General features: G+C 34.5%; 14 protein-coding genes. All 14 read right to left on the bottom strand.

The features are described from left to right. Positions 1 to 1,190: hypothetical protein (locus DMA14_RS22895; protein WP_203418270.1), on the bottom strand; the 1,190-nt coding region annotated here is incomplete at its 3' end. Positions 1,191 to 1,251: 61 nt separating this feature from the next. Then, on the bottom strand, positions 1,252 to 2,169 hold the full coding sequence (locus DMA14_RS06655) for a hypothetical protein (RefSeq protein ID WP_111423986.1): 918 nt from the start codon (positions 2,167 to 2,169) through the stop codon (positions 1,252 to 1,254). Then, entirely contained in the window at positions 2,153 to 2,767 is a 615-nt protein-coding gene (locus DMA14_RS06650) for a hypothetical protein (RefSeq protein WP_111423985.1), read from the bottom strand. Before DMA14_RS06650 ends, DMA14_RS06655 begins: the two co-directional genes overlap by 17 nt. Before the next feature lie 6 nt (positions 2,768 to 2,773). After that, positions 2,774 to 3,103, bottom strand: a complete 330-nt coding sequence (locus DMA14_RS06645) for a hypothetical protein (RefSeq protein WP_111423984.1) — start codon at positions 3,101 to 3,103, stop codon at positions 2,774 to 2,776. A gap of 33 nt (positions 3,104 to 3,136) precedes the next feature. Continuing rightward, positions 3,137 to 3,847 (bottom strand): hypothetical protein, encoded by a 711-nt coding sequence (locus DMA14_RS06640; protein ID WP_111423983.1) that lies wholly within the window; start codon positions 3,845 to 3,847, stop codon positions 3,137 to 3,139. Between the two features lie 318 nt (positions 3,848 to 4,165). After that, positions 4,166 to 5,266, bottom strand: coding sequence for a leucine-rich repeat domain-containing protein (locus DMA14_RS06635; RefSeq protein ID WP_111423982.1), 1,101 nt, complete (start codon positions 5,264 to 5,266; stop codon positions 4,166 to 4,168). Positions 5,267 to 5,268: 2 nt separating this feature from the next. Next, positions 5,269 to 5,730, bottom strand: a complete 462-nt coding sequence (locus tag DMA14_RS06630) for a hypothetical protein (RefSeq protein WP_111423981.1) — start codon at positions 5,728 to 5,730, stop codon at positions 5,269 to 5,271. Positions 5,731 to 5,804: 74 nt separating this feature from the next. After that, entirely contained in the window at positions 5,805 to 6,521 is a 717-nt protein-coding gene (locus DMA14_RS06625; protein ID WP_157957684.1) for a YncE family protein, read from the bottom strand. A gap of 89 nt (positions 6,522 to 6,610) precedes the next feature. Continuing rightward, a complete protein-coding gene (locus DMA14_RS06620) occupies positions 6,611 to 7,075 on the bottom strand; it encodes a hypothetical protein (protein ID WP_111423979.1) in 465 nt (154 codons plus the stop codon). Positions 7,076 to 7,278: 203 nt separating this feature from the next. Next, positions 7,279 to 8,163, bottom strand: a complete 885-nt coding sequence (locus DMA14_RS06615) for a DUF5977 domain-containing protein (protein WP_111423978.1) — start codon at positions 8,161 to 8,163, stop codon at positions 7,279 to 7,281. A 12-nt stretch (positions 8,164 to 8,175) separates the two neighbouring features. Further along, complete coding sequence (locus DMA14_RS06610) at positions 8,176 to 8,973, bottom strand: DUF5977 domain-containing protein (protein ID WP_111423977.1); 798 nt, start codon at positions 8,971 to 8,973, stop codon at positions 8,176 to 8,178. Between the two features lie 298 nt (positions 8,974 to 9,271). Beyond that, on the bottom strand, positions 9,272 to 9,544 hold the full coding sequence (locus DMA14_RS06605) for a hypothetical protein (RefSeq protein WP_111423976.1): 273 nt from the start codon (positions 9,542 to 9,544) through the stop codon (positions 9,272 to 9,274). A 50-nt stretch (positions 9,545 to 9,594) separates the two neighbouring features. Then, entirely contained in the window at positions 9,595 to 11,706 is a 2,112-nt protein-coding gene (locus DMA14_RS06600) for a BspA family leucine-rich repeat surface protein (protein WP_111423975.1), read from the bottom strand. A 2-nt stretch (positions 11,707 to 11,708) separates the two neighbouring features. Beyond that, positions 11,709 to 13,952 (bottom strand): beta strand repeat-containing protein, encoded by a 2,244-nt coding sequence (locus DMA14_RS06595; protein WP_111423974.1) that lies wholly within the window; start codon positions 13,950 to 13,952, stop codon positions 11,709 to 11,711. Positions 13,953 to 14,027 lie beyond the last annotated feature (75 nt).

Here is a 14,027-nt window from a genome sequence, read left to right as displayed (position 1 = left end):
GCATCAAGAGTTGCCACTCCGTTTGCGGCGCCTTTTTCGCTAGAAGCAATTCTCGCAGTAGAATCGACAGCATTGATTGTAATATTTGCCGATCCGTCAAAAGAAACGCCATTAATAGTTCTTGCCGTCGTTAATTTAGTGGCTGATAAAACATTTTTAGCGGCATCAGCAGTATTGTCGGCATTTGCCAAACCAACATCAGCTTTGGCTAATGTTACCACACCGGTTTTGCCTGCAACGCTGTCTACAGCACCGCTAGTGATAAAAATGTAAGCCGTTCCGCTCCAGCGATAGGTTTTATTGGTGTCTTTTGCAACATAGATTTTTCCTGTTTCACCTGTTGCAGGGAAACCTGATAAGTTTGTAAATTCTAATACATCATCAACATAACTTGGCAATTGAGAAGTTGGAATAATTCCGCTGGCATCAAGAGTTGCAACTCCGTTTGCGGTACCTTTTTCGCTAGAAGCAATTCTCGCCGTAGAATCGGCAGCATTGATTGTAATATTTGCCGATCCGTCAAAAGAAACCCCGTTGATTGTTCTAGCAGTTGCTAGTTTTGTAGCAGATAAAACATTTTTAGTGGCATCCGCGGTATCGTTAACATTGCTTAAGCCAACAGCTGATTTGTCAAGAGTCTGCCAAGTTTTATCTCCTCTAAAATATTGAGAATTTGTACCTGTTGCTATTGATGGCTCTTTTGAGTTTAATTGAGTTTGAATACTTGAGGTTGCATCGTTAAAGGCTTGTTGGTTTGCCGATTGAAACTTTCTGTTTGCTGTTTCTGTAATTTGATCTGCAGTATAGTTTCCAGGTTCAGGTTGTCCGCCATCAACAGAACCCGCATAATTGTAAGTAATGCTTACCCAAAAGTCTTCACCAACAATCATTTCGTCAAGTATTTCTAATGAAGTAGAGTTGTTCATTCGATATTGTAACGGCGCGCCAGGTGTGCCGTTTAGGGTAATACCATCTACAACTACAGCTAAAACATTTAATGCGGGTTCTGATAAAGTAAATAATTTTGAACCTGTAAATTCAAAATTTTCTTTTCGAAATTTATTTGTACCTAACCCTAACTCACTCGCACTATTAAAGGTTAATTCACCTTTTTCATTAGTGATTAAGATTTTGTTAGGGGCATTTGTTTCTAAGTCGGATACTCTTATCCTGTTATGATTTGTATACATTTGAATTGATTGAAATTAATAATTTTACTTGTTTTCGAAAAAATAAAATAGGGTTTAAGTTTTAACTAACGGTTTGTATAGCGTACTGTATCCAACCGTTTGCTGTTTTTTCATACATTAATGCTCCAGAAGCGATATTAAGGCAAGGCACTTTAAATCCAGTTTCTGCTGAAGGATACGCAGCATTTAGCTGCGAATTATTTAAAGCTGAAGTAGTCGTGTTGTTTACAGTATTATCAATATCTCCAGCAACTTGATACAATTGAGTGAATGAGCCATTGAATACTTTTACTAACCCTTTTTTCTTAATATTAATCGTGTTGCTATTTGCTTTGCTGGAAAAAGAAACTAAAGGATCTGGCGAAGAGATCGTAACTGGAAATTGTGAATTATTAAATACTTCAAAGCTAAATTCTGTAATAGCTTCCAGCTTGATTGAGATTGGGATTGGTGCCGAAACAATAAGGGTTTTTCCTAAATCTTCTTCCGTTACATTGTAAACACCCTCTTCGGTGTTGTTTTCAGAAATATGCTTGTATTTTGTTTTAAGTACAAATCCTCTAGTAGCTAAGGTATTTGGAGTTGCATAAAGCGGATCTATGCTTTCATATTCTATCCCTTTTTGCTGGACATCGTTAAAAATAGTTTTGTCATAATAAAAAGAGAAACCTCTTGCTAAACCATTTCCGTAGTAATTAAAAATACCTAATTCCAAAACAGGAAATTGATAAAAGTCTGAATAATTATAGTTATTAATTGAAAAACCAGCTCTAGAAGAGTATTGATAAACTGTAAAATAATTATCATAGAATCCATTTGAATTTGATACTTGGATAATTTCACTCATTGAAGGAACAGCCTTTTCTGATGGCTCTTTTATGGCCAATAGATTGCTGTCGCTTAAGGTTGGGATGAGACCTTTTCCTATGTTGATTAATTCTATAACATGTAAAATTTCTGCATTATAGGGTAATTCCATATTTTTTATTTATTAGATTAAATGTTTCTTTTTTCTTTTTTTTCCGGTCGTCCTCATCAAGAAACATTACCGAATTTTCTTTGTTGTTGTAAAGTTTTGCAGTGTATACTTCTTTAATTTTTAATTTGTTAAAAAAGCAGTTGTAGCCAAAATCTAAATCTTGGTTTGCTTGCAGGTTTTCGTCAAAAAAAACTCTAGTGCTATTTTTTTTAACTTTAAAAAGCGTGCTCGAGAAAAATGGATATTTGAAGGTTTTAGGTTTACGCTTTATATGGCTGATAAAAGTGACAATGTCATTACCATTAAAACTTTCCTGCAGTAAATCGTCGGTTAAGATTTGTACATCATCATCACTGAAAACAGCTTCATTTTGATCTGAATTGTAAAATATTTTAAGAAGCTGGTTTCTTGCTGCAGATGCATTGATAACCTTAGAATTGATGTAGTTAATATTTGGATGTGAAATTTTATACTTTTCATCGTTCATCCATAAAACCACTATTTTATAATCTAGTTTTAAATAATGGTGAATTAACTCTTTAAAGCTATGAACCCGATTTAAACGGTTGTTAAACCAGCTAATGATATAAATATTCATATCATTTTAACTCGTATAAACATGTCGAAAAACAACAATATTTGTTTTGCTGTCGGTGTCTAAAATTGTTTTTTCTTCATCGGGCAAACCTGCAAAATATTCATTAAGCATATCGGCTGTAATTTCTGATGATTCACCTGCATTTAGATAATTGATGTCAATGTAAATGTTCCTTACGAAATTGTTTTGATCAGAAGTTCCATTTCCAGGATTATTTCCTAATGCATTGTCAATACCTTGGAGATGGCCTTTTAAATCATTGCTTGTTGCAGTATAATTTGTGGCTTCTCGTTTTACATTAATATTTTCTTTGCTGTGTTTAATTAGTTTTGTCATTTTTATATTTTTTTAATTGAATGGTTATTACTTTTATGAAGCTACAAATGTGTATGCGTTACTATTGCCAGAAATATTACCAGCTGCGTCTACAGCCCTTACAGTCCATGAATTGCTTCCCTGATTAATCCATGCTCCATATAATGTTACTGTATTTGATGTGTTGTTAGTCTGAAAAACATTGCTAGAATAAAGTTTGTAGGTAACAGGACTAGAGGGATCAGTAACAACGTTCCATGATAATGTAAGAGCTCTTCCTGGGTTATTATACGATCCAGTAAGAGTTGGTGCAGGCGGTGGAGTATTATCAGTTTTTACATATTGATATACATTAGAAAGTATTGACGGATTAATTGCATCTTCTATTTGGTACCAAGTCGTTACTGAAGGAATTCCCACATTTCTGGGTGAAATAGATGAATTAGTATCATTTGTCCAAGGTCCATTTGCAGAGACCGTACTTTTTTTAACAGTTACCGCAGAAGTTGAGTATCCTGTTCCGCTTAAAGTAAAATAAAGATACCCAGAACTATAACTAGTAATAGTTATCGAGGGAGGTATTGCAGAATGATTGTAATTGTAAAATTCACTTATGCTATGGGGAGCAGTGCCGTTAGGTTTTGCACTACTTGCCGCATTAATGTTTGTTGTGGATAATGTGGTAAGAGAAGCATTTGTTGAAGGTATGCTTTTCTCGGTACAGATGTTGCCTAGTGATAATGGGCCGTTAGAATTTAAAGCCATTTCCTGTTTTTTAGTTAATAAATAATATTTGAAAGCATTGCTATACGCTCAATTTCCGAATCAGAAAGAAGGTCTTTGTTGGTAATTTTATCAATTTGATGGTGTTGCAAAGTTTTTTCGTCTCGGTATTTAAAGCTTTTTCAGTTCAGTTAGTATTTAAATTATTTGCCAAATGTTCTGTTTAAAGAATTGGGAACCATTTCAATTGCGACAACTAATTCCTGAAGTGTGTCATTTTTATTCTGTTGTGGTTTCCGTTTATCATAGTTTCTTTTATTGAGTTTGGATTTTCATTGAACTAAATAAATGTGCTATGGTTTATAGAGTAAAATTTACGAGGGCAGATCTTGATGATATAGCAAATTGTAAATCTCCATCTGGTGTATTTGTATTATTATTTTGCAGAAATATATTTACAGTTATAGAACAACCTTTTTTAATACCATCAAAAACATTGTTGTATGACGAATTTTCGCCTAGTTGTGTGCATTTTGGGATGTTTATATTAACAGCATTAGTACAGTTAGAAAAAGCATAATTGGCACAACTGGTTAATTTATTAAATATGTAATCAGTCGCTTTAGTTCCATAGAATGAGCTTACATCTGCGCTAAGTAATTCTGGAAAATAAAAAATAGTTTGTGCCGCGTTGTCACGAAAAGATTGTGAACCTATAAATGTCACAGAAGGAAAATTAAACGTTGCTAAAGGGCAATATCTAAAAGCTCCAGTTGGTATAGATGTAAGATTTGGCATTGAGACATATTCTAAATTTGGGTTATTTTCAAAACAACTCGCTCCAATTGTTGTTACATTGGGTAATGTAACAGTGTTTAATTTTGAATTATTCAAAAAAGCATTTCGCTCTAAGGTTGTGCAAACAGGTAAATTCACCGAAGTGTTTTGCATGCAACCGGCGAAAGCTGAATCTGCTACACTTGTACAATAGTTGTAGCTTACATTTGTAATTTTGGTTGATGCAAATGCAAATTGACCAATTGTAGTAATTAATGGTGCATTTACTGTTTGTAGTGTAGTGCATCCACCAAATGCATAATTTTCAAATATTGTACAATTTGGAAGATTAACCCATAATAGGGTTGGAGTAGAATCACTATTTCTAAAACAAGAATGTGCAACTCTCGTCACTAGACCATCTCTGTCATCATAGTAAGTAATACCTTCGCCAAAGCCATTAAATGGTCCACTATTAAGATTTGGTAAAATATAACTTCCTCCTATTACGGCAAATTGAATGTTATTTTCAACTATACTAAAAGATTTAATCCGAGAAACTGGTATTTTGAGTTTTGTCGCAACTAAAGCAGGGGTACTTAAAGAGGAAGAAACCCCTCCGATGAAAGTATTAGGTTTGATCTTTTGCTTTCCAAAAACTGTATTTTGTAATAAGGCTCCCATAATTATACTCCTAATAATAAAATACTATTTGTATTTCCTCTTTTTGTAAAAGTGAAAATCTGTTTTTCGGACGTAACCGAAGGAGTTCCGAATAGCCAAGTATGTGGTGCTGTAATTTCCCAAGTCACACTTACTCCGGGTAACGTGATTCCGTTAAAAATAAAACTTTGAGGTAGTGAAGCCGGTACTATAATTGTGCAGTTAGTTGTAAAGAGTACAGTTTTACCATGCCAGTTTGATGTAATGGTTTGGTTTGAATTTACTTCTAATTGATTAGAGATATCCTGTTTATTTGATAAGTCGATATCTCCGTTTCCTAGGATTGATTCTCCATTGACTGTTTTGAAGGTTTTTTCAGGAATAGCATTAAAGGTTAATTCACCTTTTTCATTAGTAATTAGGATTTTGTTTGATTCATTTGTTTCTAAGTCAGAGACTTTTATTCTATTGTGATTTGTGCTCATTTTAGGAGTGTTTTTTTATTAAATAAGTCCTTAATGCTTTAGTGGTAAAATTTTGGTGAGGCTATCAATTTCATTTAAATTATTTTTAAAGTTGCATTTATTTTGAAAGGTTTGGAAAGATCAAAACTCCAAATGCTAGATGTGTAGTTGCTCCAAGCCATTTTTAAACCATCAGGACTAAAATTGACAGCATAAAAATTTGCAGCAGGTATTATAGCAGATAAGTCAATTGATTCAGAAGTAATTGCACCAGCCAAGTCATAAGGATTTTGCAGATTTATTTTGATAACTGATCTTTGGCCACTCAATCTTGTATATAAAATAGATTTGCCATCGGGAGTAACGTAAAATCCATGTGTACTAAAATTAAGCGTTTGAGATGGTGTTAGGGTACTTAGATCCCATGGAGCCGATAGAAGGTATTTTGTAAGAGTGCTGCCAGTATGATTAAAGAACATCATTCCGTCTGAACTTAAAAAATTATATCCTGTTGTTCCGATCGGATAATATCCCACATAACTAATTGTAGAGACATCCCATGCCGTTGCAAGCTGATAAAAGTAAATACATTTAGATGTTGTTCCAGAAACGAAAACCTTTTTGCCATCAGGAGAAAAGGAATGTCCTCTAATCTGACTTTCGCCGTTCTGAGTCATAGTTATAGATTTACTTAAATAGGTTGCTGTGGTTACATCCCAAGGAGTTGATAAGGAATACTGCGCTATCGAATCTGGCCCATTGTGTAAGGTTGCATATAATCTTGTTCCGTCAGGGCTAAAAGAGGTATACATTTGAGTTAATAAATTAGTTTTAGCTTTCCCCCTGTAGAACACAGAATTTATTTTTGACCTTCCAAAAACTGTTTTTCTTAATCCCATAATTATAGTCCTAAAATCATTATTGAATGCTGACCTTCATTTTGCATGAATGTAAAAATCTGTTTTTCACTTACTGCAGGAGGCATTCCAAATTCAAATGTTTTGGGAGAGGTTATAGACCAAGTTAAAGATGTTCCTACTTTGGTAATTCCTTCAAAACACATTCCTGAATTAATAAATGAATTGGGGATTGTTAAGATTCCTGTTCCTGTAAATTTTACCGTTTTTCCATGCCATGAATCTTGAACAGTTGCAGGTAATGTTACACTAATTTGATTAGAAACATCTTGCTTATTTGATAAGGCTATATCTCCACTTCCAAGGATAGATTCACCGCTGATAGTTTTAAAAGTTTTTTCAGGAATAGTATTAAAGGTTAATTCACCTTTTTCATTAGTAATTAGAATTCTGTTTGATTCATTTGTTTCTAAGTCAGCGACTTTTATTCTGTTATGGTTTGTCTCCATTTTTTATTGTTAATTGCAAGTTATTTTAAAACCTTTCTGTGGGAATGTTATACGAGTAAATCCAAATTCTACAGTTGTTTTTCTTTTGACTAAATTTTTTTGATGGTCAATTAAAAAAGATTTTTTCTGTAGAATTTGGATTAAATACTTATGAGACTCTTATAGGAAAGAACAATTGTTATTTGTCAAGTTGACATTCCATTTTAATCGTTATGAGCGAGCGGTTGTTTATAATTATGAGTTAAAATTCCATTTGCAAAAAAGGTATGAAATGGATTTAATGTCATTGGATAGATATTTCGTTTTTCTAAATTGATCGTTACGGCAGTAACTGGAATAATTTCTTTATTGATCGTATACAAATTATCTCCAACTAGAATATCTCCTAAAGGAACAAATCTCCAATGACCATCGCGCTGAACTAACTGTAGGTGGGTAGGAGTAGCCTCAAACAAGCCATCATTCACAATAATTGTTTTATGGGCAACTTTATGAGAGAGTTTCGTTATTGGAGAAGTAATTCTATTTTCAGATAAGTGATCACAAGACCATTTGTATAACTCTTCAGCATTATTGGTGTCATTAAGGGTTTCAATTTCAGAAGAAAGTAAGAGTTGGTCAAGAGTCAGTTCTTCAATTGCTTTTCTTGAACCATCAGGTAATGTAATTAGAGTGCCTTCAACGAGACACCCACCTGCGCCACCACCTCCACCACCAGTTGGAGGTATATAAGTAACTTCGCAAGTTCCCGCATTGTTTGCATGAGTCTGTACGTTTGCAGCCAACCATGCATCGGCTTGTGCATTGGCATCTGCAAGACTTATCGTAGAAAAAAATAGATTTGCATCTGCGGTAAGTGTCACGATGCTGCCAGTGTATCCTGCTCCGCAGTTATTTTTTTGGGCGCTTAACCTTTTTTCTACGCTATAATATCTTACGCTAGGAGCACAAGTGGCAGTATCTAAGACGGGTGCAATATAATCTGGATCTGTAACTACATTTGGTTTTGTCGGTTGTCCTGTTGAGCTTCCGTCATCAACATAGTATAATTCTAGTGCCGCAAAAGATTTATATCCTGTATTTCCCATATTTTTTGGTTTTTAATATTTAATTACGATTCGTCCTGTAGACGAATCTTTAATATAAGTGATGTATCCAAGATTAGTAACAGCTTCGATATTTTTAGAAAGATTGATACCCTGGATTGGTACCTTTTTAGAAAAGTTCTTTTGATCAACTAGAGTTCCTCCAACGTTGATTATGTCAAATCCTGATTTCTGCATTGTACCACCTAGATAAGTAACAATTTCTACATCTATATTTCCTGTTCCAACAGCAGTATACCATGAGCCAGCCATTCGTACTTGAACAGTATTTAAAGTAGGGTAGTCTGCTGTTATTTTACTAAAATTAACAAGACAGGCTTCAACACCATTTGTTTGTCTGTTATCTCCCGCCCACATAATGTGAGTATTGGCAGCAGTAGTATTTTCTGGAATTTCGTTATTAAATCCATGACCCCATCCCATCCATTTATTATCTAAAGAGGTTCCTGAATTAATAATTCCAGTATAAGTATCAAAATCTTGCCCTGCTCCGAGTGCCCATTTATATCTAATGACCATGTAGTTAAAAGGAGATAGTGTTACATCGGGTTCAACAACACAAGAAGGATTTACTCCTCTCCAGGCTGTGATTCTGCAAGACCCAGCGTTATTTGCATAAGCCTGAACATTTGCTGCTAACCATGCATCAGCTTTTGCATTGGCATCTTCGACACTAATGTTGGATACAAATTGATTTGCATTTGCAGTAAGCGTGACGGAAGTACCCATGACTCCGGCAGCGCAATCATTTTTTGCCGCAGTCAATGACTTGGCTATATTGTAATATTCCATACTTTGTTTATAATTGATTATGATTTGTCTCAACTTAGAAAAGGATCGACTCAAGCAATAACTAAGTTCGATGAGGTGAAAGCCAATTTTTATAGGCTTTTTTTGATTCACTTTTTATAATTTATTTTCTTGCTGTAAATTGAATTTTATAGAAAGGCAATAATTAAATTAAGTAGATTGTCTAGAAATAAGTAGACGAAGAATGCGATAGAGGAGTATTAAAGCCAATAGGAACCACGCCACGAAGGCTGATAAATTTGTGGTTCCTAAATAACTATCCAAAAATTATGATCAAGAATTATTCTTGCTCTTGTTTTACAATTTCACCAGTTTCAATGTTCACTCGAATATCTCCGTGCTCATCCTTAATAGCTTTTTCCAGTTCGTTGAAGTTTTGCTGTTGAGCGGCAATCTGGCTTAAAATATCTGCTTTTTGAAATTCGTATTGAATAGACAATTCTCCCAACGACAATCTCGCTTTATCCATAAAGACGTTAAAATCTTGTAATTTCTTTAATTGTTCTGCGTTGATTGTTTTTGCTTCTTTTTTATTGATTGTTATGTTTTCCATTTTTTTATTTGTTTTAATGTGTTTTTGAATTTTATTTAGAGAATAAATTATTATGGCATCATTCCTCCATCAGTAATTGACCAATTATTTGGTGCTCCTGTAAGAATTGCTCGAGATGCTGCACTTGCAGCTGTGTATCTTACATATCCAAAAGAAACTGTTGTTGAAGGTTTTACTGGTCTTGAACTCCAACCATTATAAATAGCATCTAAATTTGATAGTGAAAAATTTAAGATTGTTTTTTCAGCCATAAAAAATGAAAAATTAGTTACATTACTAATATTCCAATTTCCTATGTTTTGATTAAATGCTGTTGCCCTACTAAACATAGAACTCATATTTGTCACGTTTGAAGTATTCCAATTTCCTATATCTTGATTGAATAACACGGCATCATTAAACATAGCACTCATATTTGTTACAGCAGATACATTCCAAGATCCAATATTTTGGTTGAATGTCGAAGCGCTACTAAACATACTACCCATATCAATTACAGATAGGGTATTCCAAGAGCCAATGTTTTGGTTGAATGTTGTAGCTGAAGCAAACATAGTGCTCATATTTGTTACTTTTGAAACGTTCCAATTTCCTATGTTTTGGTTGAATGCTATAGCCCTATTAAACATAGCGTTCATATTTATTACAGAAGAAGTATCCCAATTGTTTATGTCAGGGCTTTCGCCATTGTTGAAGCCCTTAGCTTTAAAAAATGAATACTGCATATGCATTACTTTTGATACATCCCAAGAACCTAAGTTTTGGTTGAATTTAGTAGTTGATTCAAACATGCTGGACATATTTGTCACATTCGAAGTATTCCAAGAGCCAATTGGTTGGTTAAATTCAGAAACAGAATTATCAGCAGCAGCAAACATACTGTACATGCCTGTTACCGCAGAAGTATCCCAATTATTAATACTTGGACTTCCACCGTTATTAAATGCAGTAGCATAACCAAACATCCACCCCATATTTGTTACCTTGGATACAGACCAGTCTCCTAAATTTTGATTAAATGCAATAGCTCGAGAAAACATAGATTCCATATTTGTGACATTTGAAGTATTCCATGCTCCAATGTTTTGGTTGAATGCTGTAGCTGAACTAAACATCATACGCATATTTGTCACCGCTGAAGTATTCCAAGAGCCAATGTTTTGGTTGAAAACTATGGCTGAATTAAACATACTACTCATACCTGTTACAGCTGCTGTGTTCCAGTTGTCTATAGGTTGATCAAATGCTGTAGCTCCGGAAAACATATTATCCATACGTGTCACAGCCGAAGTATCCCAAGAACCAATATTTTGATTAAATACTTTAGCTTCAGTAAACATGGTATTCATATCTTTCACTTTCGAGGTATTCCAGGAACCAATGTTTTGGTTGAAAGATGACGCTTTGTAAAACATACTACTCATATCTGTCACAGCAGAAGTATTCCAAGAGTTAATGTTTTGATTGAATGCCGAAGCACTACTAAACATAGCGGCCATATTTGTCACAGCCGAAGTATCCCAAGAACCAATGTTTTGGTTAAATAATGATGCCCCAAAAAACATATAGCTCATATTTGTCACAGTCGAAGTAATCCAAGACCCAATGTTTTGGTTGAATAATGATACACTATAAAACATACAATACATATTTGTAACCGCAGATGTATTCCATTCCTCAATTTTGTTTATTGAAGTTATTGATGTACATAAAGAAAAACAATAAGCTAATGAAGTTGTCCCTTCCAAATTTAATACATCAGAAACAGCAGATAGATTTAAATTTGCACACCCGAAAAAGTAATTTCCTTGATTAGTTCCAAGTCTTAATCCTCCCCAAGAGCTTATAGATAAAATTTTTAATCTATCACCATTATTATTAAACTGCCATCCTTTACAAGTTCCTGTAATTGTAATTGTATATGTTCCAGGAGTCGTGTAAGTATGTAAGGTTTGAGCTTGGTTGTATGAAGTGATATAATTTGAGGAACCATCTCCCCAGTCTATGTTAAAAGCATAAGTGCCGTTGTAAATTAAGGGCAATTTTACTTGTGAAGCTGTACTAGATCCTGTAGAAACATTATCAGTCTTCCAAGTAGAAACAAATGGAAGAGCAGGAGGAGTTTTGCTTAGTCCATATTCATAAAATAATAATGGATTCATAATTATACGTTTGAAATTCTTAAATAATCTGTAGTGCCAATGCTAGAAATAGTTGCCGTGCTTCCTGCAGCTCCATTTAATGTCGACGTTGTATTAACTTGTACCAATGTTCTACCTGTTGCTTGTATAAAAGTTATTGCACCTGTACCGTGTTTTAAATAGGATGCATTAAAGTCTATACCGCCATTTACAGTAATATTTATTGCACTTGTTCCATTATTGATAATGACATTTTTTCCAATTTGTTTTTTGCCATTTGCATCAAGTGTATCGGTTGTAATATTTGTTGTTGTGGTAATGGTAATTTGTGAAGGTTCTGGTGACGCACCTGCAGAGGTGGTTACAGATCCATCAGCCATTAAGTATTGAGAACTTGTACCACCAGATTTAACAAAACTATTTGCTTGTACATTACCAGTTTTATCAACAGTAAAAGTATTTACTCCGTTGTTTTTTCCAACGTATAGCAGACCAGTTGCTCCAGATGCTGCATTAGCAGCAATACAAATTCCATCATATGAGGTAGTGGAAAGAATACCAATTCCATCACCACTAGTAATAGCTGATATGGCATTTCCAGATCCAAATTCAGTATGTGCAAATATTCCTGTTCCATTCCCAGTGTTATGGGAAAATAAACCATAACCATAATCGGTAGAGTTACCAGCATAAATTCCGCGTCCTCCTTCGCCAGTTTGGCGAGAGTAAATACCAAAACCTGTAGACGTATTGTTTGACATTAAACCAATTCCATCACCATTATTGGTTAATGATACAGAATTGCTTCCGCCACCACCATTATTGGTAATGACTAATCCATTAGTTTGTGTATTTCCAGTATTGGTAACAGATTTAATTCCAGTAAAAGACTGATCTGTTGTTGTTAGTAACACCCCTTCCAGTGAATTCTCACCAATTTTCTTCTCAACACCGTCACTACCCATAACATACAAATCTGTAGTGCCGTTTGTTTTAGCATATAATTTTGCGTGACCAGCCATTGCAGTTGCAGAATCAGAAGCAGCTAGGGTTAAAAATCCATCGGTAATATCTGCTTTTTCGTTTAAAGTTGTAAAGGAAGTTCCAGATACGTTTCCGTCGTGTGTGATAAATGCTTTTTCTACTTGTTTTTTTTGAATACTGATTGCTTTTCTATTAACATTTTCAGCATTCGTGTCAATAGTAGAAGTAGTGGCGTTAGAAGTAGAGTTTTGAACTAATTTTAAGCAGTTTGCACTATTGCTTTTGATGATAGTTAAAACATCTTCAACAGAATCATTGTGAGTCAGTTTTAATGCTCCATCTTTAGTTTCATTACCAGAAGTATGAATTACTTTTGTGTCTTCAGCGTAAACAGTATCGTCAAGAGAACCATCTCCTTTTACAAAATCTGTATCTAAACCGCCTGAAGTAATAAAGTTTTTAGCAGTTACTTTTCCTTCAGTATCAATTTTAGCATTTATGACATTATCTTTCAATACTTGCAAAGGATCTCCAGTTGCAGTTGCTGAAGAGTTGACTTGCAAACCTGCTCCAGATCCAGTGTTAGATACTTTAATACCAGTTCCCGTTGCTGTATTTTGAATCGCAATACCGCTTCCAGCTCCGCTTACAGTGACGTCTAGTACTTTTGCGGCAGTATCGGCACCGCTGTTTGTTAATACAATTCCGCTGGTTGAGGTAGGCGTAGTGTTGTTGAAAGTTAAGATTCCGTTTTTAGTTTCATTTCCTGAAGTATGCAAGAAACTGGTAAAGTCAATTTGTTGACCAGAACCGCCTCCTGGATTTGAATTTGGAGATAAATTTTTATACCAATAATCGACTTCAATGTTTCTATTGTCAATATTTCCCGAAAAGGTGATTTTGGCCATTTCGTAATTGATGATGTAATCTCCGTCATTTCCTTGACCTTCTTTCTCAAGCAATAGCTGTCCGTTTTTAAATACCTTGACACTGTAATTAATTGGTGCATATTGCAAAGTAATGGTATCGCCAATAAATGAGTCAAAATGCTCTTTACGTGGCATATAGTTATTTCCAGTAATGATACCAATATTCTTTAAACCTGTATACAAAAGGGCAGGAGTTACATAATGTAGGTTATCCCTTCCTTCTTCAACCATTTGAAAATCGGCCTTGTCTTCATCTTTATGGATAAAACTGTTAAAAACCTCCTGGAAGTCCGCCTGAGATGGAATATCGCCGTCCTCGAATTTGTAGCCAATGTTAGTTCTGTCTGTTGCCATGTTGTTTGAAATTTATTTTCTTTCTGTAAATATTATTTTTGATTAGCTTGATTTTGAATCCCAATACATAATTTG

The sequence above is a fragment of the Flavobacterium sharifuzzamanii genome, from assembly GCF_003254585.1.
GTDB lineage: Bacteria > Bacteroidota > Bacteroidia > Flavobacteriales > Flavobacteriaceae > Flavobacterium > Flavobacterium sharifuzzamanii.
This window is presented reverse-complemented; position numbering and strand designations above follow the sequence as displayed.

Bases quoted from the DNA above. Each gene is read 5' to 3' on its own strand.
- DMA14_RS06655 (WP_111423986.1), bottom strand. From the start codon at position 2,169: ATGGAATTACCCTATAATGCAGAAATTTTACATGTTATAGAATTAATC.
- DMA14_RS06650 (WP_111423985.1), bottom strand. From the start codon at position 2,767: ATGAATATTTATATCATTAGCTGGTTTAACAACCGTTTAAATCGGGTT.
- DMA14_RS06645 (WP_111423984.1), bottom strand. From the start codon at position 3,103: ATGACAAAACTAATTAAACACAGCAAAGAAAATATTAATGTAAAACGA.
- DMA14_RS06640 (WP_111423983.1), bottom strand. From the start codon at position 3,847: ATGGCTTTAAATTCTAACGGCCCATTATCACTAGGCAACATCTGTACC.
- DMA14_RS06635 (WP_111423982.1), bottom strand. From the start codon at position 5,266: ATGGGAGCCTTATTACAAAATACAGTTTTTGGAAAGCAAAAGATCAAA.
- DMA14_RS06630 (WP_111423981.1), bottom strand. From the start codon at position 5,730: ATGAGCACAAATCACAATAGAATAAAAGTCTCTGACTTAGAAACAAAT.
- DMA14_RS06625 (WP_157957684.1), bottom strand. From the start codon at position 6,521: ATGTATACCTCTTTTAGCCCTGACGGAACAAGATTATATGCAACCTTA.
- DMA14_RS06620 (WP_111423979.1), bottom strand. From the start codon at position 7,075: ATGGAGACAAACCATAACAGAATAAAAGTCGCTGACTTAGAAACAAAT.
- DMA14_RS06615 (WP_111423978.1), bottom strand. From the start codon at position 8,163: ATGGGAAATACAGGATATAAATCTTTTGCGGCACTAGAATTATACTAT.
- DMA14_RS06610 (WP_111423977.1), bottom strand. From the start codon at position 8,973: ATGGAATATTACAATATAGCCAAGTCATTGACTGCGGCAAAAAATGAT.
- DMA14_RS06605 (WP_111423976.1), bottom strand. From the start codon at position 9,544: ATGGAAAACATAACAATCAATAAAAAAGAAGCAAAAACAATCAACGCA.
- DMA14_RS06600 (WP_111423975.1), bottom strand. From the start codon at position 11,706: ATGAATCCATTATTATTTTATGAATATGGACTAAGCAAAACTCCTCCT.
- DMA14_RS06595 (WP_111423974.1), bottom strand. From the start codon at position 13,952: ATGGCAACAGACAGAACTAACATTGGCTACAAATTCGAGGACGGCGAT.